Source organism: Pseudomonas sp. DCB_BI (genome assembly GCF_026240995.1).
Classification (GTDB): domain Bacteria; phylum Pseudomonadota; class Gammaproteobacteria; order Pseudomonadales; family Pseudomonadaceae; genus Aquipseudomonas.
Map to the genome: position 1 here is coordinate 215,263 of NZ_JAPFCG010000002.1, position 24,123 is coordinate 239,385.

Consider the following 24,123-nt stretch of genomic DNA (forward strand, 5'->3'; position numbering starts at 1 on the left):
CTGAACCCATGCCGGGGCGTCAGGAATCCCGTGAATTAGCCAATATCAAGAGGCCATCCTTCGATGATCGCCCAGCTGTCGACCGTTGCACCGAGCGCCAACTACCCCGAATTCCTTGAAGCCCTGCGCCATAGCGGCTTCCGTGGCCAGATCAGTGCCGACTATGCCACCCGTACGGTGCTGGCCACCGATAACTCGATCTATCAGCGCCTGCCACAGGCAGCGGTGTTCCCGCTGGATGCCGACGATGTGGCGCGGGTCGCCACGCTGATGGGCGAGCCACGCTTCAGGGAGGTCAAGTTGACCCCGCGCGGCGGCGGTACCGGTACCAATGGCCAGTCGCTGACCGACGGCATCGTCGTCGACCTGTCGCGCCACATGAACAACATTCTCGAAATCAACGTCGAGGAACGTTGGGTGCGGGTGCAGGCAGGTACCGTCAAGGACCAGCTCAACGCTGCGCTCAAGCCACACGGGTTGTTCTTCGCGCCTGAGCTCTCCACCTCCAACCGTGCCACCGTCGGCGGCATGATCAACACCGACGCCAGCGGCCAGGGCAGTTGCACCTACGGCAAGACCCGCGACCACGTGCTGGAGCTGCACAGCGTGCTGCTCGGCGGCGAGCGCCTGCACAGCCTGCCGATCGACGATGCCGCACTGGAGCAGGCCTGCGCCGCGCCTGGTCGGGTTGGCGAGGTGTACCGCATGGCGCGGGACATCCAGGAAACCCAGGCCGAGCTGATCGAGACCACTTTCCCCAAGCTCAATCGTTGCCTGACCGGCTACGACCTGGCGCACCTGCGTGATGAGCAGGGCCGCTTCAACCTCAACAGTGTGCTGTGTGGCGCCGAGGGCTCGCTGGGTTACGTGGTCGAAGCCAAGCTCAACGTGCTGCCGATCCCCAAGTATGCGGTGCTGGTCAACGTGCGCTACTCCAGTTTCATGGATGCCCTGCGTGACGCCAATGCGCTGATGGCGCACAAGCCGCTGTCGATCGAGACGGTCGACTCCAAGGTGCTGATGCTGGCGATGAAAGACATCGTCTGGCACAGCGTTGCCGAGTATTTCCCGGCCGACCCTGAGCGCCCGACCCTGGGGATCAACCTGGTGGAGTTCTGTGGTGACGAGCCAGCCGAGGTCAATGCCAAGGTACAAGCGTTCATCCAGCACCTGCAGAACGACACCAGTGTCGAGCGCCTGGGCCACACCCTGGCCGAGGGCGCTGAGGCGGTCACCCGCGTCTACACCATGCGCAAGCGTTCGGTGGGCCTGCTGGGCAACGTCGAAGGCGAAGTGCGCCCGCAGCCTTTCGTCGAGGACACGGCTGTACCACCGGAGCAACTGGCCGACTACATTGCCGACTTCCGCGCGCTGCTCGATGGTTATGGCCTGGCCTACGGCATGTTTGGCCACGTCGATGCCGGCGTGCTCCACGTGCGCCCGGCGCTTGACATGAAAGACCCGGCCCAGGCCGCACTGGTCAAGCCGATTTCCGACGCCGTGGCGGCGCTTACCAAAAGTTACGGCGGCCTGCTGTGGGGCGAGCACGGCAAGGGTTTGCGTTCGGAATATGTGCCGGAGTATTTCGGTGAACTGTACCCGGCGTTGCAGCGCCTGAAAGGCGCCTTCGACCCGTACAACCAGCTCAACCCGGGCAAGATCTGCACCCCACCGGACAGCTCCGAGGGCCTGACCAAGGTCGATGGTGTAACCCTGCGTGGCGACCTCGACCGCACCATCGACGAGCGTGTGTGGCAGGACTTCCCTAGCGCCGTGCACTGCAACGGCAACGGTGCCTGCTACAACTACGACCCCAACGATGCCATGTGCCCGTCGTGGAAGGCCACCCGCGAACGCCAGCATTCGCCCAAGGGTCGTGCCTCGTTGATGCGCGAGTGGCTGCGCCTGCAGGGCGAAGCGAACATCGACGTTCTGGCTGCGGCGCGCAACAAGGTGTCGTGGCTCAAGGGGCTGCCGGCACGCCTGCGCAACAATCGCGCACGCAACCAGGGCCAGGCTGATTTCTCCCATGAGGTGTACGACGCCATGGCCGGCTGCCTGGCGTGCAAGTCGTGCGCCGGGCAGTGCCCCATCAAGGTCAACGTGCCAGACTTCCGCTCGCGCTTCCTCGAGCTGTACCACGGCCGCTACCAGCGCCCGCTGCGCGACTACCTGATCGGCTCGTTGGAGTTCACCATCCCCTACCTGGCGCACGCGCCAGGCCTGTATAACGCAGTGATGGGGTCGAAGTGGGTGAGCAAGCTGCTGGCTGACAAGGTCGGCATGGTCGATAGCCCGCTGATCAGCCGTTTCAACTTCCAGGCCACCCTGACCCGCTGCCGCGTTGGCGTGGCCACGGTGCCGGCGCTGCGTGAGCTGACCCCTGCCCAGCGCGAGCGCAGTATCGTGCTGGTGCAGGACGCCTTCACCCGTTACTTCGAAACGCCGCTGCTGTCGGCCTTCATCGACCTGGCCCACCGCCTGGGCCACCGCGTATTCCTGGCACCGTACAGCGCCAACGGCAAGCCGCTGCACGTGCAGGGCTTCCTCGGTGCGTTCGCCAAGGCCGCGATCCGCAATGCCACCCAGCTCAAGGCCCTGGCGGATTGCGGCGTGCCGCTGGTGGGCCTGGACCCTGCCATGACCCTGGTTTACCGCCAGGAGTACCAGAAGGTGCCAGGCCTGGAAGGTTGCCCGCAGGTGCTGTTGCCGCAGGAGTGGCTGATGGATGTGCTGCCCGAACAGGCGCCTACCGCGCCGGGCAACTTCCGCCTGATGGCGCACTGCACCGAGAAGACCAACGTGCCGGCCAGCACACGGCAGTGGGAGCAGGTATTTGCCCGCTTGGGGCTGAAACTGGTTACCGAAGCCACCGGCTGCTGCGGCATGTCCGGTACGTACGGGCATGAGGCGCGCAACCAGGAAACCTCGCGGACCATCTTCGAGCAGAGCTGGGCGACCAAGCTGGACAAGGAAGGCGAGCCGCTGGCCACGGGCTATTCATGCCGTAGCCAGGTCAAGCGCATGACCGAGCGGAAAATGCGCCACCCGCTTGAGGTGGTCTTGCAGTACGCCCGGCGCTAGGCCCTTGGCGGGCTGCTTGGCAGCCCATTCACGGGTAAACCCGTTTCCACAGGGCTCGCGCTAGATTCTGGAAATTGAGCAAGCCAGTTGATTCCCCAGGTACTGCATCAGCCTCAAGCCTGCGGGGGGTACCTGTGGGAGCGGGCTTGTCCCGCGAAGAATCCAACACGGTGCATGGCACCGGCTCCGCCGGTGTTCGCGGGTAAACCCGCTCCCACAGGGGATCGCGCTAGATTCTGGAAATTGAGCAAGCCAGTTGTTCCCCCAGGTACTGCATCAGCCTCAAGCCTGCGGTGTGCCTGTGGGAGCGGGCTTGTCCCGCGAAGCATCCAACACGGTACATGGCACGGGCTTCGCCCGTGTTCGCGGGACAAGCCCGCTCCCACAGGGGATTGCGCTATGTTCTGGAAATTGAGCAAGCCAGTTGATTCCCCAGGTACTGCATCAGCCTCAAGCCTGCGGGGTACCTGTGGGAGCGGGCTTGTCCCGCGAAGCATCCAACACGGTGCATGGCACCGGCTCCGCCGGTGTTCGCGGGACAAGCCCACAGGGGATCGCGCTAGATTCCAGAAGTTGAGCAAGCCAGTTGTTTCCCCCTGGTATTGCATCAACCTCAAGCCTGCGGGGTAACCAGTGGGAGCGGGCTTGTCCCGCGAAGAATCCAACACGGTACAAGCCCATTCCCACAGGGATTGCGCTAGATTCTGGAAATTGAGCAAGCCAGTTGTTTCCTCTGGTACTGCATCAGCCTCAAGCCTGCGGGGGTACCTGTGGGAGCGGGCTTGTCCCGCGAAGCATCCAACAGGGTGGATGGCACGGGCTTCGCCCGTGTTCGCGGGACAAGCCCACTCCCACAGTGATTGCGCTAGATTCTGGAAATTGAGCAAGCCAGTTGTTTCCACAGGTACTGCATCAGCCCCAAGCCCACAGCGACCGCGCTAGATTCTAGGATTGAGCAATGCAGTTGCTTCCACGCGGGCCGCGTCAGTCATGATTGATGCGGTCCCTGCTGCGGCAATAGGGCAAGTGCAGGCAACACGAGCGTCAGGGTGCTTGTACCCGATCTCTGTGCCGCCGCGCCTGCCTGTACAGATACAAGCTCAACACCAGCCCGCAAGCCGCCGCCGCAGCCGCGAACAGAAACATCGAAGCAAACCCGAACCCTGCCGCCACTGCGCCCACCAGCGGCCCGGTCACCCCTAGCGACAAGTCGATGAACAGCGAATACGCCCCCACTGCCGCCCCGCGGTTGGCCGCTGTCACCTGGTTAACCGCTTCCACGCCCAATGCCGGGAACACCAGCGAGAAACCAAACCCACTAAGCGCGGCCCCCGCCAACGCCAACTCAGCGCTGGGCGCCAGCCACAGTATCAACAAGCCTAATGTTTCAACCGACAGGCAAGCGATCGCCACCCTGAAACCGCCAATCCGGTTGATCAGGTTGCCGAACAGCAGCCGTGCGCTGATGAAGCTGGCACCAAACAGGCTGAGAGTTAGTGCGGCATTGGCCCAGCCTCGGCTGGCGTAGTACAAGGTAATGAATGTGGCGATGGTGCCAAAGCCGATCGAGCCCAGTGCGAGGCCCGAACCGTGCGGAAACACCTTGCCCAGCACCCGCAGGAACGGCAGGCGCACGCCGCTGACAATGGGCGCGGCCTGCTTGGGCCAGGCCAGTAGTAGGCCGAGCGTGCACAGCAGGATGATGCTCACGCCCATGCTCCAGAGCCCCAGGGCCTTGACCATCAGCACACCCAGGGGGGCGCCGATGGCCAGTGCGCCGTAGCTGGCAATGCCGTTCCAGGAGATGACCTTGGCCGTGTTGGCGGCGCCCACCCGGCCAATGCCCCAGCCGATCGAGCCCGAGCCTACCAGGCTTTCGGCGCTACCCAGCACCAAACGGCCGGCCAGCAGGCAGGTCAGGCTCAGCCACGGCATGTGCGTGAGAAAAGCGCAGGCCAGCATGAACACCCCGCTGAGGCCACAGCCGGCGAGGCCGTACATCACGGCTTTCTTGCTGCCGTGGTTGTCGATGATGCGGCTGGCGGTAGGGCGGCTGAGCAGGGTGGCCAGGTATTGCACGCTGATCACCAGCCCGGCGACCACGGCGCTGAAGCCCAGGTCGTTGTGCACATAGCCAGGCAGCACGGCCAGCGGGATGCCGATGTTCAAGTAGCCAATGAAGGTGAAAAGGACGATGGAAACGACTTGCAGGGTGACCGCAAGGGGGCGCGGTGAGTCGGGCATGGGGGCCTACGTAAGTTCTGGACGGTGTGAAAACGTGATGACGGGGGTGGCCCGCAGGTCAGCCGTTTTCACACAGTCGGGGGATGCGCAGTTATTCCTGGTCAGCGCTGGGTTGATCGTCACCATCCTGCTCGACGGCAGCTGCCGGTTCGGCGTGAACGGTCACGGTTGGCTCTTCTGGGTTCAGGCTTGGGAAGGGAAGATTCGGGATCTCATGCATCTCGTCGTTCCTCGCAAGTGTGATTGAAAAGTCTGCGCCAGGCGCGTTTGAAGCTTCGCAAAGCTGGGGCAGGATACACAAGTCTGGATGACAGTTTGGATTTTTTCCCGTTCGCTTGTCGGTTTTACGGGCGAACAGCGCACATTTTCCCCATGAAAAAAGGGGCCATCTGGCCCCTTTGTCTCGGTGCTTACTTACGGCCTTCAGCGGCTTCCGCGAGCTTGTCAGTGCGGGCGCACATGATGAAGTCATTGCGGTGCAGGCCTTTGATCGAGTGGCTCCACCAGGTCACGGTGACCTTGCCCCACTCGGTCAGCAGCCCTGGGTGGTGGCCTTCGGCCTCGGCGATTTCGCCCACGGCATTGGTGAAGGCCAGGGCGTGCTTGAAGTTCTTGAACAGGAACACGCGCTCCAGCTCCATGTGGCCGTCACGTACTTCGATGTTCCAATCCGGAATTTCGCGAATCAGTACAGCCAGCTCTTCGTCAGTGACTTTCGGGGCGTCGGCGCGGCAGGCTTCGCAATGGGCTTGGTTCAAGGCATTCATGAGATCTTTTCCGGTTCGAGTTGTTATCGGCAAGGTCGCTCAGGCGGCGACCTTGGGTGGAAATTTCGGTGCGTGCAGCCCCAGCTGCATGGCTTTGTGGACCATGCCCATGATGTCTTCGTGGGCGAGGTCGAACAGGCGTTTCATGTTCGGCAGTACGAAGTACAGTGGCTGCAGGATGTCGATGCGGTACGGCGTACGCATGGCTTCGACCGGGTCGAAGGCCTGGTGCTCGGGTTCGCCAGACAGACTGTAGACGGTCTCCTTCGGCGACGAGAGGATGCCGCCACCGTAGATCTTCCGGCCTTGGGTGGTTTCCATCAGGCCGAACTCGATGGTCATCCAGTACAGGCGCGCCAGATATACGCGCTGTTCCTTGGTCGCGGCCAGGCCAAGCTTGCCGTAGGTGTGGGTAAATTCGGCAAACCATGGGTTGGTCAGCAGCGGGCAGTGACCAAAGATTTCATGGAAGATGTCCGGCTCTTGCAGGTAGTCCAGCTCCTCCGGGGTGCGGATGAAGGTGGCGACCGGGAAGCGCTTGCTGGCCAGCAGTTCGAAGAAGGTCTGGAAGGGGATCAGCGCCGGTACCCGGGCAACCTGCCAGCCGGTCGTGGCGCCCAGTACCTTGTTGACTTCGCCTAGCTGCGGAATGCGGTCATGCGGCAGTTTCAGCTGGTCGATGCCGTCCAGGTATTCCTGGCACGCGCGGCCTTCGATCACTTTCAGCTGGCGGGTGATCAGGGTGTTCCATACCGCATGCTCTTGCTGCGGGTAGTCGATAAAACCATGCGCATCGGGCTCGCGAGCCACGTATTGCGTCTGTTTCATAAGGCTCTCCTGGTGAGGGCTTTTCTTGTTATGTGCAGGACATACCTAAGGAATATCCCTCCGCTGGCTGTTTTGCACGAGGCCGGCAACGGTCGGCAGAGCGCGACAGGCTCATTTTTGTAACGATAATTTTACAAAATTGCCCAAGTGTCGGAAAATCCTGGTCATCTGGCTGGCGTTTTCGTTGTTTTTGTCAGCTTATCTTTACGACTTTTCTGCGCGGTGTTGAAAAACATTGGCGCTGCGAGAGCCCCTCATGCGTATCAAAGTGCACTGCCAGAACCGCATTGGCATCCTGCGCGACATCCTCAATTTGCTGGTGGAGTACGGCATCAATGTGCTGCGTGGCGAGGTGGGCGGTGACCATGGCAATGCGATCTATTTACACTGCCCCAACCTGATCAACCTGCAATTCCAGGCCCTGCGGCCGAAGTTCGAGGCCATAGCCGGCGTGTTCGGCGTCAAGCGTGTGGGCCTGATGCCCAGTGAGCGCCGTCACATGGAGCTGAATGCACTGTTAGGGGCGCTGGACTTCCCGGTGCTGTCGATCGACATGGGTGGCAGCATCGTCGCGGCCAACCGCGCCGCTGCGCAGCTGCTGGGGGTGCGGGTGGACGAGGTGCCAGGTATGCCGCTTGCACGCTATGTCGAGGACTTCGACCTGCCAGAACTGGTGCGGGCCAACAAGTCGCGCATCAATGGCCTGCGTATCAAGGTGAAGGGCGATGTATTTCTGGCCGATATCGCGCCCTTGCAGTCCGAGCATGACGAAAGCGAGGCGCTGGCCGGTGCCGTGCTTACCCTGCACCGTGCCGACCGTATCGGCGAGCGCATCTACAACGTGCGCAAGCAGGAGCTGCGGGGCTTTGACAGTATCTTCCAGAGTTCGCGCGTCATGGCCGCCGTGGTGCGCGAAGCGCGGCGCATGGCACCGCTGGATGCACCGTTGCTGATCGAGGGTGAGACCGGCACCGGCAAGGAATTGCTGGCGCGCGCCTGCCATCTGGCCAGCCCGCGTGGGCAGTCGCCGTTGATGGCGCTGAACTGCGCCGGCTTGCCCGAGTCGATGGCCGAGACCGAGTTGTTCGGGTATGGCCCTGGGGCATTCGAAGGGGCGCGGGCGGAGGGCAAGCTCGGGCTGCTGGAGCTGACTGCCGGTGGCACGCTGTTCCTCGACGGGGTAGGGGAAATGAGCCCGCGCCTGCAGGTCAAGCTGCTGCGTTTTCTGCAGGACGGTTGCTTCCGCCGGGTGGGCAGCGACGAAGAGGTGTACCTGGACGTGCGGGTGATTTGCGCGACCCAGGTGGACCTGTCCGAACTGTGTGCCCGTGGCGAGTTCCGCCAGGACCTGTATCACCGCCTCAACGTGTTGTCGCTGCACATTCCGCCTTTGCGGGAATGCATGGATGGCCTGGAGGGGTTGGTGCAGCATTTTCTCGATCAGGCCAGTCGACAGATTGGCTGCGCCATGCCGCGCCTGGCACCGGCGGCAATGGATAAACTTGGGCAGTACCACTGGCCAGGTAATGTAAGGCAGTTGGAAAACGTTTTGTTCCAGGCGGTTTCGTTATGTGACGGCGGCGTGGTTAAAAGCGAGCATATCCGCTTGCCGGATTATGGCGTGCGGCAACCGTTGGGTGAGTTTTCGCTGGAAGGGGATCTTTCGCAGATAGTAGGGCGCTTTGAAAAGGCGGTGCTGGAAAGTTTGATAGGTGAGTTTCCCAGTAGTCGGGCCTTGGGCAAAAGACTGGGTGTTTCGCACACGACAATTGCCAACAAGTTGAGGGATTACTCGCTTAACAAGTCGGCGGATTAGTTGTTGGGCAAAGAACCTGGGACTGCGTTGCAGTCCTTTCGCGACACAAGGCCGCTCCCACAGGTAATACGCTGTACTCTGGCTGAGCGCATTACCTGTGGGAGCGGCCTTGTGTCGCGATAGGGGCCCGCAGGGCCCCCGATTCCAAGGTATCAGCCGTTAGAGCAGCCGTTCCCCATCACGCGGTATTCGAGAATGTGCTTCTGGCCCTGGGAGTCCTCGTAGGTCATGCGCGCTGGCACGACTTCGCACACATTGGGCACTTCGCTCATCGAGATGACGCGGGCAATGTCCAGGTGCTGCGAGTAACTGTACTGTTCAACCGGAATCTGCTCGGCATCTTTGGCTTCGCCGGCCATCGCCGCGCCGCAAAGACTGCCAAGTACCAATACCAGTAAAGCTTTCATTTTCTATTTACCTGTCTAAGGTCGTGAGGGGGCACGCGGCGCTTATGGCGCCGCGAGTACAGCAAGTTTTAACTATCGGAATGAGAGGGAGATTAACGTGTGCCTTCGTGGGGGCTGTTACCAGTTGTTAATCGCCTTGCCGTTGCTGGCGAGGTGAATTTTAGGGCTGTGCACAAGGCTGAAACAGTGGGTGTTTTGATAAAGTGTTTTGGCAGAATCTGTAACAATCCGCTGTCAATGCCGGTCGGTTTCTTTCTGTGCGGGCTGTAATGCGCATGCCAGAGCGCTTTGCCGGGACGGTCGTGCCAAATTACTACCAACGTCGAATGGCTTTTGTCGCTCTGGTACAGTTACAAACGGTTCCATACAAAAACAACTATTACACCGAGGTAACACAGATGAGTGCGGCTCCACTGTATCCCGTTCGTCCCGAGGTTGCGGCCACTACCCTGACCGACGAGGCCACCTACAAGGCCATGTACCAGCAATCGGTGATCAACCCGGACGGCTTCTGGCGCGAGCAGGCCCAGCGTATCGACTGGATCAAGCCGTTCACCAAGGTCAAGCAGACCTCCTTTGACGACCACCACGTCGATATCAAATGGTTCGCCGACGGCACTCTGAACGTCTCCTCCAACTGCCTGGACCGTCATCTCGAAGAGCGCGGCGACCAGCTGGCCATCATCTGGGAAGGCGATGACCCTTCCGAACACCGCAACATCACCTACCGCGAGCTGCACGAGCAGGTCTGCAAGTTTGCCAACGCCCTGCGTGGCCAGGACGTACACCGCGGCGACGTGGTCACCATCTATATGCCGATGATCCCCGAAGCCGTGGTCGCCATGCTGGCCTGTGCCCGTATCGGTGCGATCCACTCGGTGGTGTTCGGCGGCTTCTCGCCCGAGGCGCTGGCCGGCCGTATCATCGACTGCAAGTCCAAGGTGGTGATCACTGCCGACGAAGGCCTGCGCGGTGGTCGTCGTACCCCGCTCAAGGGCAATGTCGACCTGGCGCTGACCAACCCTGAAACCAACAGTGTGCAGAAGATCATCGTGTGCAAGCGCACCGGTGGTGACATCGCCTGGCACCAGCACCGCGACATCTGGTACGAAGACCTGATGAAAGTGGCCTCCAGTCACTGCGCACCGAAAGAAATGGGTGCCGAGGAGGCACTGTTCATCCTGTATACCTCTGGCTCGACCGGCAAGCCCAAGGGTGTGCTGCACACCACTGGCGGTTACCTTGTGTATGCCGCGCTGACCCATGAGCGCGTATTCGACTACCGCCCGGGCGAGGTGTACTGGTGCACCGCCGACGTGGGGTGGGTCACCGGCCACAGCTATATCGTCTACGGCCCGCTGGCCAACGGCGCCACTACGCTGCTGTTCGAGGGGGTGCCGAACTACCCGGACATCACCCGCGTGTCGAAGATCGTCGACAAGCACAAGGTCAACATCCTCTACACCGCGCCAACCGCTATCCGCGCCATGATGGCCGAAGGGCAGGCTGCTGTTGAGGGGGCTGATGGCTCCAGCTTGCGCCTGCTGGGGTCGGTGGGTGAGCCGATCAACCCTGAGGCGTGGAACTGGTACTACAAGACCGTGGGCAAGGAGCGTTGCCCGATCGTCGACACCTGGTGGCAGACCGAGACCGGCGGCGTACTGATCAGCCCGCTGCCGGGGGCCACGGCGCTGAAGCCGGGCTCGGCGACTCGCCCGTTCTTCGGTGTGGTGCCGGCGCTGGTGGACAACCTGGGCAACCTGATCGATGGTGCTGCCGAGGGCAATTTGGTGATCCTCGACTCGTGGCCGGGCCAGTCGCGTTCGTTGTACGGCGACCACGACCGTTTCGTCGATACCTACTTCAAGACCTTCCGTGGCATGTACTTCACCGGCGACGGTGCGCGCCGCGATGAAGATGGCTACTACTGGATCACTGGGCGTGTGGATGACGTGCTCAACGTCTCCGGCCACCGCATGGGCACTGCGGAGATAGAGAGCGCGATGGTGGCCCACGCGAAGGTGGCCGAGGCTGCGGTAGTGGGTGTGCCGCACGACATCAAGGGGCAGGGTATCTATGTGTACGTCACCCTGAATGCCGGTGTAGAGGCCAACGAGCAGCTGCGCCTGGAGCTGAAGAACTGGGTGCGCAAGGAGATCGGCCCCATCGCTTCGCCGGACGTGATCCAGTGGGCGCCGGGGTTGCCGAAGACCCGTTCGGGCAAGATCATGCGCCGTATCCTGCGCAAGATCGCCACGGGTGAGTACGATGCGCTGGGCGACATCTCGACCCTGGCTGACCCGGGTGTGGTGCAGCACCTGATCGATACCCACAAGGCCATGAACCTGGCTTCGGCCTGACCGTCGCGTCGCATACGATCCCGTAAAGTTTGAGGCAGTCCACAAACCCCGCCCGGGCAACCGGCGGGGTTTTTGCTTTACTGTTACCCGACAATCATCGGTAACCGTTCTGTCACCGCCCCTGCACACTATCGGGGCTTCAGGAAACAATTCCGGCCCGTTTCGGTGCATTCCTTTAGCCATTTTGTGCAACACAGCACGCTACACTTGCCGTAGTTCAAGGCTTTGCCAATAATAGGCCCAGGAATTGCTAGGTCTATAGGTTCTATTTCTTGCGCTTTTGCATATTTTGCAATGGCTGTCAACATCGCCCGCAGCGGTTTCAGGCGCTTCTGTAAGTAGTTGTCGCTTTGAAGAAATATCGACTACCGGGCTGTCGTTAAAATGCCACTCACTCGCTCGTGGTATGCGGCCTTGGTCGAACCCTGCGCGGCTCGCGTTGTACTCATTCGCATATCGGGCAGCCGTTACCTGCCTTGTATTGCCCCGTACCGATGGAGTTACCTGATGAAGAAGCTTGCACTGCTTGGCGCCCTGGCGCTGTCCGTGTTTTCCCTGGTATCGCACGCCGATGAAAAGCCGCTGAAAATCGGCATCGAGGCTGCCTACCCACCCTTCGCCTTCAAGCAACCTGACGGCAGCATCGCCGGCTTCGACTACGACATCGGCAACGCCCTGTGCGAAGAGATGAAAGCCAAGTGCACCTGGGTCGAGCAGGAATTCGATGGCCTCATCCCGGCGCTGAAAGTGCGCAAGATCGACGCCATCCTGTCGTCCATGTCGATCACCGAAGACCGCAAGAAATCGGTCGACTTCACCAAGCGCTACTACCTGACCCCGGCACGCCTGGTGATGAAGGACGGCACCAGCGTCAGCGACAGCCTGGATGAACTCAAGGGCAAGAAGATCGGCGTGCAGCGCGGCTCGATCCACGACCGCTTCGCCAAGGAAGTGCTGGGCGCCAAGGGTGCCACCGTTGTTCCTTACGGCACTCAGAACGAAATCTACCTGGATGTGGCAGCCGGCCGCCTCGATGGCACCGTGGCTGACGCTACCTTGCTGGAAGACGGCTTCCTCAAGACCGACGCCGGCAAGGGCTTCGCCTTCGTAGGCCCGGCCTTCACCGACGCCAAGTACTTCGGTGACGGCATCGGCATTGCCGTGCGCAAAGGCGACAAGGCCAACGTCGACCGCATCAACGCGGCCATCGACGCCATCCGGGCCAACGGCAAGTACAAAGAAATCGAGAAGAAGTACTTCAACTTCGACATCTACGGTCCAGACTCGAACTAAGGCGTCGGGTTTCACCTGTGCAATGGTGCAAACAGCAGAGGCTCTGAGGTTTGCACCATTTTTCATTCTCTAGGTCGAGGACCTCATCATGTTGAAAGGCTACGGGGCAGTCATCCTCGACGGGGCGTGGCTGACGCTGCAGCTCGCCCTGTCGTCGATGGCCCTGGCCATCGTGCTCGGCCTGATCGGTGTGGCGCTGCGCTTGTCGCCGGTGCGCTGGCTGGCCTGGCTGGGCGACCTGTATTCCACGGTGATCCGTGGCATTCCGGACCTGGTCCTGATCCTGCTGATCTTCTACGGCGGGCAAGACATCATCAACCGGGTGGCACCGCTGCTCGGCTACGAAGACTACATTGACCTGAACCCGCTGATCGCGGGCATCGGTACCCTGGGCTTCATCTTTGGCGCCTACCTGTCGGAAACCTTCCGTGGCGCGTTCCTGGGCATCCCCAAGGGCCAGGCCGAGGCCGGCGTGGCCTATGGCATGAGCCCGCGGCAGGTGTTCTTCCGCATCCAGGTGCCGCAAATGATTCGCCTGGCCATTCCGGGCTTCACCAACAACTGGCTGGTACTGACCAAGGCCACCGCGCTGATCTCGGTCGTCGGCCTGCAGGACATGATGTTCAAGGCCAAGCAGGCGGCCGACGCCACCCGCGAGCCTTTCACCTTCTTCCTGGCTGTGGCGGCGCTGTACCTGGTGCTGACCAGTGTCTCGTTGCTGGCGCTGAAGTATCTGGAGCGCCGCTACTCGGTGGGCGTCAAGGTGGCTGAACTATGATTTTCGACTACAACGTCGTCTGGGAGGCGCTGCCGCTGTACTTCGGCGGCCTGCTGACCACCCTCAAGCTGCTGGCGATTTCGCTGTTTTTCGGCCTGTTGGCGGCCATACCGCTGGGCCTGATGCGGGTGTCCAAGCAGCCGCTGGTCAACATGACCGCATGGCTGTACACCTACGTGATTCGCGGTACGCCAATGCTGGTGCAGCTGTTCCTGATCTACTATGGCCTGGCCCAGTTCGAGGCTGTGCGGGCAAGCGTATTCTGGCCGCTGCTGTCCAGCGCCACCTTCTGCGCTTGCCTGGCGTTCGGCATTAACACCAGTGCCTACACCGCCGAGATCATTGCCGGCAGCCTGAAGGCCACGCCGCACGGCGAAATCGAGGCGGCCAAGGCCATGGGCATGTCGCGCATGAAGATGTACCGCCGCATCCTGCTGCCATCGGCCCTGCGCCGGGCGCTGCCACAGTACAGCAACGAAGTGATCATGATGCTGCAGACCACCAGCCTGGCGTCGATCGTCACCCTGATCGACATCACCGGTGCCGCGCGCACGGTCAATGCCCAGTACTACCTGCCTTTCGAGGCCTACATCACGGCGGGCGTGTTCTACCTGTGCCTGACCTTCATCCTGGTGCGCCTGTTCAAGATGGCCGAACGCCGCTGGCTCGGCTACCTGGCGCCGCGCAAGCACTGACCGCTTTGTGAGAATCGACAGCATGTACAAACTCGAAGTCCAAGACCTGCACAAGCGCTATGGCAGCCACGAAGTGCTCAAGGGCGTGTCGCTGGCGGCCAAGGCCGGCGACGTCATCAGCATCATCGGCTCCAGCGGTTCGGGCAAGTCGACCTTCCTGCGCTGCATCAACCTGCTGGAGCAGCCGCACGCCGGCAAGATCCTGCTCAACAACGAAGAGCTGAAGCTGGTCGCCGGCAAGGACGGCGCGCTGAAGGCTGCCGACCCGCGCCAGCTGCAGCGTATGCGCTCGCGTCTGTCGATGGTGTTCCAGCACTTCAACCTGTGGTCGCACATGACTGCACTTGAAAACATCATCGAAGCGCCGGTGCATGTGCTGGGCGTGAACAAGAAGGAAGCCCTGGAAAAGGCCGAGCATTACCTGGCCAAGGTGGGTGTTGCCCATCGCAAGGATGCCTTCCCGGGTCACATGTCCGGTGGTGAGCAACAACGTGTGGCAATTGCCCGTGCGCTGGCCATGGAGCCTGAGGTCATGCTGTTCGACGAGCCGACCTCGGCGCTCGACCCGGAGCTGGTCGGCGATGTGCTGAAGGTGATGCAGGCGTTGGCGCAGGAAGGCCGAACCATGGTCGTGGTCACCCACGAAATGGGTTTTGCCCGCGAGGTGTCCAACCAGTTGGTGTTCCTGCACAAGGGCCTGGTGGAAGAAACCGGCTGCCCGCGCGAAGTGCTGGCCAACCCGCAGTCGGAGCGCTTGAAGCAGTTCCTTTCGGGCAGCCTGAAGTAAAAGCTGCATTTTTGCACCAGAATAGGGCATGCTGCGCGGCGAGCGCAGCCTGACCCGGCGCACAGACTCGAACGACCTCAGGTTTCGGACCGTACCCTATGAGCACCCAGCGAATCGGTTTTCTCATCTGGCCCAGCACCAGGCCTTTGACCCTGGCGCTGGCCGAGGAAGTGTTGCAGGTGGCGCAGCGGGTGCATCCGGATGTCGTCTACGAAATGGCCTTCCTGCAGGCCGAGCCTGCCCAGGAGGGTGCCTGGCGATTGCCGGGCGAACCGTGGAACGGCCGCCTGGAGGGCTACCACAAATTGTTCCTGCTGGCTGACGAGCCGCCTGTGGCGGTGGGTGCTGCATTGTCGGCGGCGCTCAAGCAGCTGGCACGCAGTGGCTGCATGATCGGCGGGCTGTCTGCCGGGGTGTATCCGCTGGCGATGCTGGGCCTGCTCGACGGTTATCGGGCGGCCGTGCATTGGCGCTGGCAGGATGACTTTGCCGAGCGCTTCCCCAAGGTCATCGCCACCAGTCACCTGTTTGACTGGGACCGCGACCGCCTGACGGCTTGCGGCGGCATGGCCGTGACCGACCTGCTGCTGGCAGTGCTGGCGCGCGACCATGGCGCGGAGCTGGCCGGTGCGGTGTCGGAGGAGCTGGTTGTCGAGCGTATCCGCGAAGGCGGCGAGCGCCAGCGCATTCCGCTGCAGAATCGCCTGGGCTCCAGTCATCCCAAGCTGACCCAGGCGGTGTTGCTGATGGAAGCCAACATCGAAGAGCCGCTGACCACCGACGAAATTGCCCAGCACGTGTGCGTTTCGCGCCGGCAGCTGGAGCGCATCTTCAAGCAGTACCTGAACCGCGTGCCGAGCCAGTACTACCTGGAGCTGCGGCTGAACAAGGCGCGTCAGATGCTGATGCAGACCAGCAAATCGATCATCCAGATTGGCTTGTCCTGTGGTTTCTCCTCGGGGCCGCATTTCTCCAGTGCGTATCGCAACTTCTTTGGTGCGACGCCGCGCGAAGACCGTAATCAGCGTCGCAGCAGCAGCCCGTTTGAGTTGAGCTCGGCGCCGGCTGAAAAAGGCTGAGCTTTCGGGAGGGCGGATATCGAGCGCCGCGCGGGCGGCGCTCGATATCCGGCACAACACAAAAACAACGCCTCACACCCGCGACCCTCTCCACTTTGCCTGTGAACACCCGTTCACCCAGCCCCCGCTCTCCCGTACACTGCGCGATTGCGACAGTGTTTGTCGCATTGCCGAAAGCCTTGTCAAAACTGGGTTTTGCGCTGTAACAAGTTGTCGCTTGGCCGCAAGGACAGGCGCGGATCAGTCCTTACAATCCCCCCATCGCTCGCCACTTCCAGGCCAGCGTTCCTCTTCAGGAGACTCATCAGATGTCCGTTGAGCAAGCCCCGGTGCAACGTGCCGATTTCGACCAGGTCATGGTCCCCAATTATTCTCCGGCGGCCTTCATTCCTGTGCGAGGCGAGGGTTCCCGTGTCTGGGACCAGTCGGGTCGCGAGCTGATCGACTTTGCCGGCGGCATCGCGGTAAATGCTTTGGGCCACTGCCACCCGGCACTGGTCAAGGCCCTGACCGAACAGGCCAACACCCTCTGGCACGTCTCCAACGTATTCACCAACGAGCCGGCCCTGCGCCTGGCGCACAAGCTGGTGGACGCCACCTTTGCCGACCGTGCGTTCTTCTGCAACTCCGGTGCCGAGTCCAACGAGGCCGCCTTCAAGCTGGCCCGTCGCGTTGCCCATGACCGCTTCGGCCCGGAAAAGCACGAAATCATCGCCACCGTGAACAGCTTCCACGGCCGTACCCTGTTTACCGTCAGTGTCGGCGGCCAGCCGAAGTACTCCGATGGTTTCGGCCCGAAGATCACTGGCATCAGCCACGTGCCCTACAACGACCTGGAAGCGCTGAAGGCACAGATTTCCGACAAGACCTGCGCCGTGGTGATCGAGCCGATCCAGGGCGAAAGCGGCGTGGTGCCGGCCGACAAGGCCTACCTGGAAGGCGCGCGCAAGCTGTGTGACGAGCACAACGCCCTGCTGATCTTCGACGAGGTGCAGACCGGCGTAGGCCGTACCGGCTCGCTGTATGCCTACCAGCACTTCGGCGTGACCCCAGACATCCTGACCAGCGCCAAGAGCCTGGGCGGTGGTTTCCCGATCGGCGCCATGCTGACCACCAGCGAGCTGGCCAAGCACCTGGCTGTCGGTACCCACGGCACCACCTACGGCGGCAACCCACTGGGCTGCGCCGTTGCTTGCGCGGTACTGGACGTGGTCAACACCCCTGAAACCCTGGCTGGCATCAAGGCCAAGCACGCGCGTTTCAAGACCCGCCTGGAGCAGATCGGCCAGAAGTACAGCCTGTTCAGCCAAGTGCGCGGCGTTGGCCTGCTGCTGGGCTGCGTGCTGACCGAAGCCTGGCAGGGCAAGGCCAAGGACGTACTCAATGCCGCCGAAAAGGAAGGCGTGATGGTGCTGCAGGCCGGCCCGGACGTGGTTCGCTTCGCGCCAAGCCTGGTAGTGGAAGACGCCGATATCGATGAAGGCCTGGACCGCTTCGAGCGTGCCGTGGCTACCCTGACCCAAGGCTGATACGCCTGCGGTCCCTTCGCCGGCCCCGGCCAGGGTTGTGCCGGGCCGGCGATACCCGATTCCAGTGCAGGTGCCCGTGTGCCTGCCGTTTTTCCGTGCCGCCATGAGCGGCCCGTATTCCAAAGGAGTGACACCATGCTGGTGATGCGCCCCGCGCAAATGGCTGATCTGAACGAAGTGCAGCGCATGGCTGCAGACAGCCCCATTGGTGTCACCTCGCTGCCGGACGACACCGCTCGTCTGGGCGACAAGATTGCCGCCTCCGAGACTTCCTTCGCCGCAGAGGTCAGCTTCAACGGCGAAGAAAGCTACTTCTTCGTGCTCGAAGACAGCGAGACCGGCAAGCTTGCCGGCTGCTCGGCCATCGTCGCTTCGGCCGGCTACTCCGAGCCGTTCTACAGCTTTCGTAACGAGACCTTCGTGCATGCCTCGCGCGAGCTGAAAATCCACAACAAGATTCACGTGCTGTCGCTGTGTCATGACCTCACCGGCAATAGCCTGCTGACCAGCTTCTATGTGTTGCCGGAGCTGGTGAACAGCGGCTGGGCCGAGCTCAACTCGCGCGGTCGCCTGCTGTTCATGGCGGCACACCCGGAGCGCTTCGCCGACTCGGTAGTGACCGAGATCGTCGGCTACAGCGACGAGCAAGGCGAATCACCGTTCTGGGATGCCATCGGGCGCAACTTCTTCGACCTCAACTATGCCCATGCCGAGCACCTGTGCGGCCTGAAGAGCCGTACCTTCCTCGCCGAACTGATGCCGCATTACCCGATCTATGTGCCGCTGCTGCCTGACCTGGCGCAGGAAGCCATGGGCCAGGTGCACCCGCGGGCGCAGATCACCTTCGACATCCTCATGCGTGAAGGCTTCGAAACCGAACACTACATCGACATCTTCGACGGCGGCCCGACCTTGCATGCGCGCACCTCGGGCATTCGCTCGATCGCCCAGAGCCGGGTGGTGCCGGTGAAGATCGAAGAGGCGCCGGCCAAGGGCGGGCGCCCTTATCTGGTGTGCAACGGCCAGTTGCAGGACTACCGCGCGGTATTGCTGGACCTCGACTGGGTGCCGGGCAAGCCGGTCAGCCTGAGCGTGGCTGCAGCCGAAGCGCTGGGCGTGGGCGAGGGCGCCAGTGTGCGCCTGGTGGCGGTCTGAGGTCTGGCAACAGACGTTTCGGGATTGATGCGTTAGCAGAGTTTCGCGCCGGCCGATGCCGCCGCACAAGGAGATAGCATGATCGTTCGTCCTGTACGCAGCAGCGATTTGCCTGCGTTGATCGAATTGGCACGCAGCACCGGTACTACCGGGCTGACCACGCTGCCGGCCAACGAAGAGCGCCTGCGGCATCGCGTTGGCTGGGCGGAAAAGAGCTTCCGCGGCGAAGCCGAGCGTGGCGACACCGACTACCTGTTCGTGCTGGAAAACGACGAGGGCATGGTGGTGGGTATCAGTGCCATTGCCGGTGCCGTCGGCCTGCGCGAGCCTTGGTACAACTACCGCGTCGGCCTTACCGTCAGTGCTTCGCAGGAGCTGAAGATCTATCGCGAAATCCCCACGCTGTTCCTGGCCAACGACCTGACCGGCAACTCCGAGCTGTGCTCGCTGTTCCTGCGCAGCGACTACCGCTCCGGGCTCAACGGGCGCCTGCTGTCGCGTGCGCGCATGCTGTTCATCGCCGAGTTCCCCGAGCTGTTCGGCAAGAAGATCATCGCCGAAATGCGCGGTATGTCCGATGAGCAGGGCCGCTCGCCGTTCTGGGAAAGCCTGGGCCGGCACTTCTTCAAGATGGAGTTCAGCCAGGCCGACTACCTTACCGGCGTAGGCAACAAGTCGTTCATCGCCGAGCTGATGCCCAAATTCCCGCTGTATACCTGCTTCCTGTCCGAGGCGGCGCGCAACGTGATAGGTCGTGTGCACAAGGACACCGAGCCGGCGCTGGCCATGCTCAAGCAGGAAGGTTTCAACTACCAGGGCTACGTCGACATCTTTGATGCCGGCCCCGCCATCGAATGCGACACCGCCAGGATCCGCGCGGTGCGCGAGAGCCAGACCCTGGTACTGGCGGTCGGTACGCCGGGCGACGACGCTACCCCCTACATCATTCACAACCGCAAGCGCGACGACTGCCGCATTACCGCTGCACCCGCGCGGCTGGCCGCCGGCACGTTGGTGGTCGACCCGCTGACTGCCAAGCGCCTGCGTATGGGCGCCGGCGACAATGTGCGCGCCGTGCCGCTGTCGGCTAGCCGGGAGGCCCAATAAATGACCACGCATTACATCGCAGGTAATTGGCAGGCCGGCCAGGGCGAAACCCTGCAGTCGCTGAACCCGGTGACCCAGGCCGTGATCTGGCAAGGGCAGGGCGCAGATGCCCGTCAGGTGGACGCAGCCGTGCAGGCTGCGCGTCAGGCTTTCCCGGCGTGGGCGCAATTGAGCCTTGAGGCACGCATCGATGTCCTGGAGAAATTTGCCGCGCAGTTGAAGGTGCATGCCGAAGCCATGGCCCAGTGCATTGGCGAGGAAACCGGCAAGCCGCTGTGGGAGTCGGCGACCGAAGTCACCAGCATGATCAACAAGGTGGCCATCTCGGTACAAAGCTACCGTGAGCGCACGGGCGAGAAAAGTGGCCCCCTGGCTGACGCCACGGCGGTGCTGCGGCACAAGCCGCACGGCGTGGTGGCGGTGTTCGGGCCCTACAACTTCCCCGGCCATTTGCCCAACGGCCACATCGTGCCGGCGCTGCTGGCCGGCAACTGCGTGGTGTTCAAGCCCAGCGAGCTGACCCCCAAGGTTGCCGAACTGACCGTCAACTGCTGGATCGCCGCCGGCCTGCCGGCGGGTGTGCTCAACCTGCTGCAAGGCGCGCGTGAAACCGGCGTGGCGCTGGCTGCCAACCCGGGTATCGATGGCCTGTTCTTCACCGGCTCCAGCCGCACCGGCAACCTGCTGCACCAGCAGTTCGCCGGGCGCCCGGACAAGATCCTCGCCCTGGAAATGGGCGGCAACAACCCGTTGGTGGTCGATGAGGTCAAGGACGTCGATGCGGCGGTGTACACCATTATCCAGTCAGCGTTCATTTCCGCTGGCCAGCGCTGCACCTGCGCGCGGCGCCTGCTGGTACCGCAAGGTACCTGGGGTGATGCGCTGATCACCCGCCTGGTCGAGGTGTGCAAAACCATCACCGTGGGGGCATTCGATGAGCAGCCGGCGCCGTTCATGGGCTCGGTGATTTCGCTGCAGGCGGCCCGGGCACTGATGGCGGCCCAGGCTGAACTGGCTGCCAAGGGGGCGGTGAAACTGCTGGAAATGACCCAGCCGCACGCCGATGCTGCGCTGCTGACCCCGGGTATTGTCGATGTCTCCGCGGTGGTTGAGCGCCCGGACGAAGAGTTCTTTGGCCCGCTGCTGCAAGTGATCCGCTACGCCGACTTCGACGCCGCCATCGATGAGGCCAACAACACCCAGTATGGCCTGGCCGCCGGGCTGCTGTCCGACTCGCGCGCCCGCTACCAGTACTTCTGGCTGCGCAGCCGTGCCGGCATCGTCAACTGGAACAAGCAGCTGACCGGCGCCGCCAGCACTGCGCCGTTCGGTGGCGTCGGTGCCAGTGGCAACCACCGTGCCAGTGCCTATTACGCGGCTGACTACTGCGCTTACCCCGTGGCTTCGCTGGAGGCCGCCAGCCTTGCCTTGCCGGCGACCCTGACGCCGGGCGTCACCCTATAACAACAGGTCACGGAGCCTAGCCGATGAAATCCTATGAAGTGAATTTTGATGGCCTGGTGGGGCCTACCCACAACTACGGCGGCCTGTCCTATGGCAACGTGGCTTCGCAGAGCAACAGCCAGCAGGGGTCCAACCCGCGAGAGGCCGCGCGCCAAGGGCTGGCGAAGATGAAGGCGCTGGCCGACATGGGCTTCAAGCAGGGCGTACTGGCGCCGCAGGAGCGCCCGGACGTGGCCGCGCTGCGCCGCCTGGGCTTCAGTGGCAGCGATGCCGAAGTGATCCAGCGGGCTGCCAAGGAAGCCATGCCGTTGCTGGTGGCCAGTTGCTCGGCATCAAGCATGTGGGTGGCGAACGCCGCCACGGTCAGCCCCAGCGCCGACACGGCCGATGGGCGCGTGCATTTCACTGCCGCCAACCTCAACTGCAAGTACCACCGCAGCATCGAGCACCCGACCACCAGCCGCGTGCTCGGCGCCATGTTCAACCATGAGCAACACTTTGCCCACCATGCAGCGCTGCCTGCCGTGGCACAGTTCGGTGACGAGGGCGCTGCCAACCACACGCGCTTCTGCCGCGACTATGGCGAAGCTGGCGTGGAGTTTTTCGTCTATGGCCGCAGTGCCTTCGACAACCGTTACCCGGCACCGCAGAAATACCCGGCCCGGCAAACCCTGGAGGCCTCGCAAGCCGTGGCCCGGTTGCATGGGTTGAGCGATGACGGTGTGGTCTACGCTCAACAGAATCCGGCGGTGATTGACCAGGGGGTGTTCCACAATGACGTAATTGCAGTGGGGAACGGGGAGGTGCTGTTCTACCACGAGGACGCGTTCCTCGAGACCGACGCGGTACTCGGCCAGCTGCAAGCTAAACTGGCCAGCAAGGCTGGCAACTTTCAAGCCATCTGCGTGCCCCGGGCGGCGGTGACGGTAGAGGACGCGGTGCGTTCCTACCTGTTCAACAGCCAGCTGCTCAGCCGTGATGACGGCTCCATGCTGCTGGTGGTGCCGGAAGAATGCCGCAACAACGAGCGGGTCTGGGCCTACCTCGGCCAGCTGACCAGCCAGGGCGGCCCGGTGAAGGAGGTCAAGGTGTTCGACCTCAAGCAAAGCATGCAGAACGGCGGTGGGCCGGCTTGCCTGCGTTTGCGTGTGGCATTGAAGGAAACGGAACTGGCGGCGGTCAACCAAGGCGTTATCATGACCGCCCCGCTGTACGACACCCTGTTGCAGTGGGTCGACAAGCACTATCGCGACCGCCTCGTCGAGGCGGACCTGGCCGACCCGCAACTGCTGCTGGAATGCCGTACGGCACTGGACGACTTGACCCAGATCCTGAAGTTGGGCTCGGTGTACCCGTTCCAACGCCAACCTTGAAGAGAGAATTGTAATGACCGACGCCCTGCGCCTGATCCTCGAAGACGAAGACGGCACCCAGCTGGAAACCTCCTGCACCCGGTTCGCCGTAGTGTGGCAAGGCAAGGAAGTGTGGATTCAGCAGGACGGCCGTGGCCAGTTGCTGATCGGCGTGGATGTCGAGGAAGACGACACCGAGTACGCCAACTTGCTGCTGCGCCCGATGGCCACCAACCTGGTCAGCCTGCAGCTGGAAATGGAGCCGGCCGAAGTCGCTGAAGACGACGATCACGTCCATGGCCCCGACTGCGGCCATACACACTAAGGAAGTCCCTATGCTCGCCCTTGGCAAATTGCTTGAGCTGACCCTCACCGATCACGAACCGGCCGAGAAGACCCAAGTGACACCCAAGGGGGCGCGTTTGCGCTGGTTGGGAGAGGGCGCACTCGAGGTGCGCCCGGCCGAAACCGATGATTGCGGGCTGGACTTGCTGTTGTCGGCCGGCATCCATGGCAACGAAACGGCGCCGATCGAGTTGCTCGAACGGCTGCTGCACGGCGTGGCCAATGGCAAGATAAAGCCCAAGGCGCGGGTGTTGTTCCTGTTCGGCAACCCACCGGCAATCCGCAAGGGCGAGCGCTTCATCGAGCAGGACATCAACCGCCTGTTCAATGGCCGGCATGAGCTGTCCAGCGGGTTTGAGGCATTGCGTGCTGCCGAGCTGGAGCAATTCGCCCGGGTATTTTTCAGCAAGCCGGGGCGCAGTCGCCTCCATTACGACCTGCACACTGCCATCCGGGGTTCAAAGATCGAGCAGTTTGCCTTGTACCCTTATAAGGAAGGGCGCAAGCATTCCCGCCGCGAGTTGGCGCGGCTGGCCGCAGCGGGCATGGAGGCCGTGTTGCTGCAGAGCAAGTCGTCCATTACCTTCAGCGCCTTCACCTACGAGCAGCTGGAAGCAGAAGCTTTCACACTGGAGCTGGGCAAAGCACGCCCGTTCGGCCAGAACGAGCAGGTCAACCTCGACAAGCTCGAAGAGCGGCTCATCCGCATCATCGAACATACCGAGCCAGAGGGTGAGGGCTCGCTGGATGGTCTGCAGCTGTTCAGTGTCGCCCGCGAGATCATCAAGCACAGCGACAGTTTCCACCTGCACCTGCCAGCGGACATCGAGAACTTCTCCGAGCTGAGCAAGGGCTACCTGCTGGCTGAAGACCTGGCCGAGATGCGTTGGGTGGTCGAGGAGGAGGGCGCGCGCATCATCTTCCCCAACCCCAAGGTCAGGAACGGCCTGCGCGCCGGGATCCTGATCGTGCCGGACTCTGGGCAGCGGCTGGGCTGAGGCGGGGGTCACCCGCTTCGCGGGTGATGCAGTTT

General features: G+C 62.4%; 20 protein-coding genes. 15 read left to right on the forward strand and 5 right to left on the reverse strand.

The window, feature by feature from the left end; all coding sequences use genetic code 11:
- Positions 1–63 precede the first annotated feature (63 nt).
- On the forward strand, positions 64–3,084 hold the full coding sequence (locus OO258_RS03305; RefSeq protein WP_266028850.1) for an FAD-binding and (Fe-S)-binding domain-containing protein: 3,021 nt from the start codon (positions 64–66) through the stop codon (positions 3,082–3,084).
- 1,044 nt (positions 3,085–4,128) lie between these two features.
- Here OO258_RS03305 and OO258_RS03310 read toward each other — a convergent pair.
- The 4 genes from OO258_RS03310 to phhA form a co-directional block, all read right to left on the reverse strand.
- Entirely contained in the window at positions 4,129–5,328 is a 1,200-nt protein-coding gene (locus OO258_RS03310; RefSeq protein ID WP_266028851.1) for an MFS transporter, read from the reverse strand.
- A 91-nt stretch (positions 5,329–5,419) separates the two neighbouring features.
- On the reverse strand, positions 5,420–5,548 hold the full coding sequence (locus tag OO258_RS03315; RefSeq protein WP_256590512.1) for a hypothetical protein: 129 nt from the start codon (positions 5,546–5,548) through the stop codon (positions 5,420–5,422).
- Positions 5,549–5,738: 190 nt separating this feature from the next.
- Positions 5,739–6,095, reverse strand: a complete 357-nt coding sequence (locus tag OO258_RS03320; RefSeq protein WP_110743662.1) for a 4a-hydroxytetrahydrobiopterin dehydratase — start codon at positions 6,093–6,095, stop codon at positions 5,739–5,741.
- 39 nt (positions 6,096–6,134) lie between these two features.
- A complete protein-coding gene (gene phhA, locus OO258_RS03325; RefSeq protein WP_266028852.1) occupies positions 6,135–6,923 on the reverse strand; it encodes a phenylalanine 4-monooxygenase in 789 nt (262 codons plus the stop codon).
- 256 nt (positions 6,924–7,179) lie between these two features.
- Here phhA and OO258_RS03330 point away from each other — a divergent pair, with 256 nt between their 5' ends.
- On the forward strand, positions 7,180–8,739 hold the full coding sequence (locus OO258_RS03330; protein ID WP_110743660.1) for a sigma-54-dependent transcriptional regulator: 1,560 nt from the start codon (positions 7,180–7,182) through the stop codon (positions 8,737–8,739).
- Positions 8,740–8,891: 152 nt separating this feature from the next.
- Here the strand turns inward: OO258_RS03330 and OO258_RS03335 are convergent, their stop codons facing one another.
- Positions 8,892–9,146, reverse strand: coding sequence for a DUF2790 domain-containing protein (locus OO258_RS03335; protein ID WP_003254526.1), 255 nt, complete (start codon positions 9,144–9,146; stop codon positions 8,892–8,894).
- Positions 9,147–9,544: 398 nt separating this feature from the next.
- Here OO258_RS03335 and acs point away from each other — a divergent pair, with 398 nt between their 5' ends.
- From acs to astE, 13 genes are all read left to right on the forward strand, one after another.
- Entirely contained in the window at positions 9,545–11,506 is a 1,962-nt protein-coding gene (acs, locus tag OO258_RS03340) for an acetate--CoA ligase (RefSeq protein WP_110743659.1), read from the forward strand.
- A 507-nt stretch (positions 11,507–12,013) separates the two neighbouring features.
- Positions 12,014–12,799 carry an ABC transporter substrate-binding protein gene (locus OO258_RS03345; RefSeq protein ID WP_110743658.1) on the forward strand — a complete coding sequence of 262 codons (786 nt, stop codon included), beginning with the start codon at positions 12,014–12,016 and terminating at the stop codon, positions 12,797–12,799.
- Positions 12,800–12,887: 88 nt separating this feature from the next.
- Positions 12,888–13,577, forward strand: coding sequence for an ABC transporter permease (locus OO258_RS03350; protein WP_003254523.1), 690 nt, complete (start codon positions 12,888–12,890; stop codon positions 13,575–13,577).
- Positions 13,574–14,272: an ABC transporter permease gene (locus OO258_RS03355; protein ID WP_110743657.1), complete on the forward strand. Its 699-nt coding sequence runs from the start codon at positions 13,574–13,576 to the stop codon at positions 14,270–14,272. The genes OO258_RS03350 and OO258_RS03355 overlap by 4 nt, the downstream gene beginning before the upstream one ends.
- 22 nt (positions 14,273–14,294) lie before the next feature.
- Positions 14,295–15,059 carry an ABC transporter ATP-binding protein gene (locus OO258_RS03360; protein WP_016711851.1) on the forward strand — a complete coding sequence of 255 codons (765 nt, stop codon included), beginning with the start codon at positions 14,295–14,297 and terminating at the stop codon, positions 15,057–15,059.
- A gap of 98 nt (positions 15,060–15,157) precedes the next feature.
- A complete protein-coding gene (gene argR, locus OO258_RS03365) occupies positions 15,158–16,138 on the forward strand; it encodes a transcriptional regulator ArgR (protein ID WP_266028853.1) in 981 nt (326 codons plus the stop codon).
- Positions 16,139–16,446: 308 nt separating this feature from the next.
- Positions 16,447–17,667 carry an aspartate aminotransferase family protein gene (locus OO258_RS03370; RefSeq protein ID WP_110743655.1) on the forward strand — a complete coding sequence of 407 codons (1,221 nt, stop codon included), beginning with the start codon at positions 16,447–16,449 and terminating at the stop codon, positions 17,665–17,667.
- 135 nt (positions 17,668–17,802) lie between these two features.
- The gene (gene aruF / locus OO258_RS03375) at positions 17,803–18,822 is read left to right on the forward strand and encodes an arginine/ornithine succinyltransferase subunit alpha (RefSeq protein ID WP_110743654.1); all 1,020 of its coding nucleotides are present in this window, start codon (positions 17,803–17,805) and stop codon (positions 18,820–18,822) included.
- 78 nt (positions 18,823–18,900) lie between these two features.
- Positions 18,901–19,929: an arginine N-succinyltransferase gene (astA, locus tag OO258_RS03380; protein ID WP_110743653.1), complete on the forward strand. Its 1,029-nt coding sequence runs from the start codon at positions 18,901–18,903 to the stop codon at positions 19,927–19,929.
- Positions 19,930–21,393, forward strand: a complete 1,464-nt coding sequence (gene astD / locus OO258_RS03385) for a succinylglutamate-semialdehyde dehydrogenase (RefSeq protein WP_266028854.1) — start codon at positions 19,930–19,932, stop codon at positions 21,391–21,393.
- A 23-nt stretch (positions 21,394–21,416) separates the two neighbouring features.
- Positions 21,417–22,766: an N-succinylarginine dihydrolase gene (gene astB / locus OO258_RS03390; protein ID WP_266028855.1), complete on the forward strand. Its 1,350-nt coding sequence runs from the start codon at positions 21,417–21,419 to the stop codon at positions 22,764–22,766.
- 13 nt (positions 22,767–22,779) lie between these two features.
- Positions 22,780–23,070, forward strand: coding sequence for a topoisomerase II (locus OO258_RS03395; RefSeq protein WP_110743650.1), 291 nt, complete (start codon positions 22,780–22,782; stop codon positions 23,068–23,070).
- A 10-nt stretch (positions 23,071–23,080) separates the two neighbouring features.
- Positions 23,081–24,088, forward strand: coding sequence for a succinylglutamate desuccinylase (gene astE / locus OO258_RS03400; RefSeq protein ID WP_266028856.1), 1,008 nt, complete (start codon positions 23,081–23,083; stop codon positions 24,086–24,088).
- Positions 24,089–24,123: the final 35 nt, after the last annotated feature.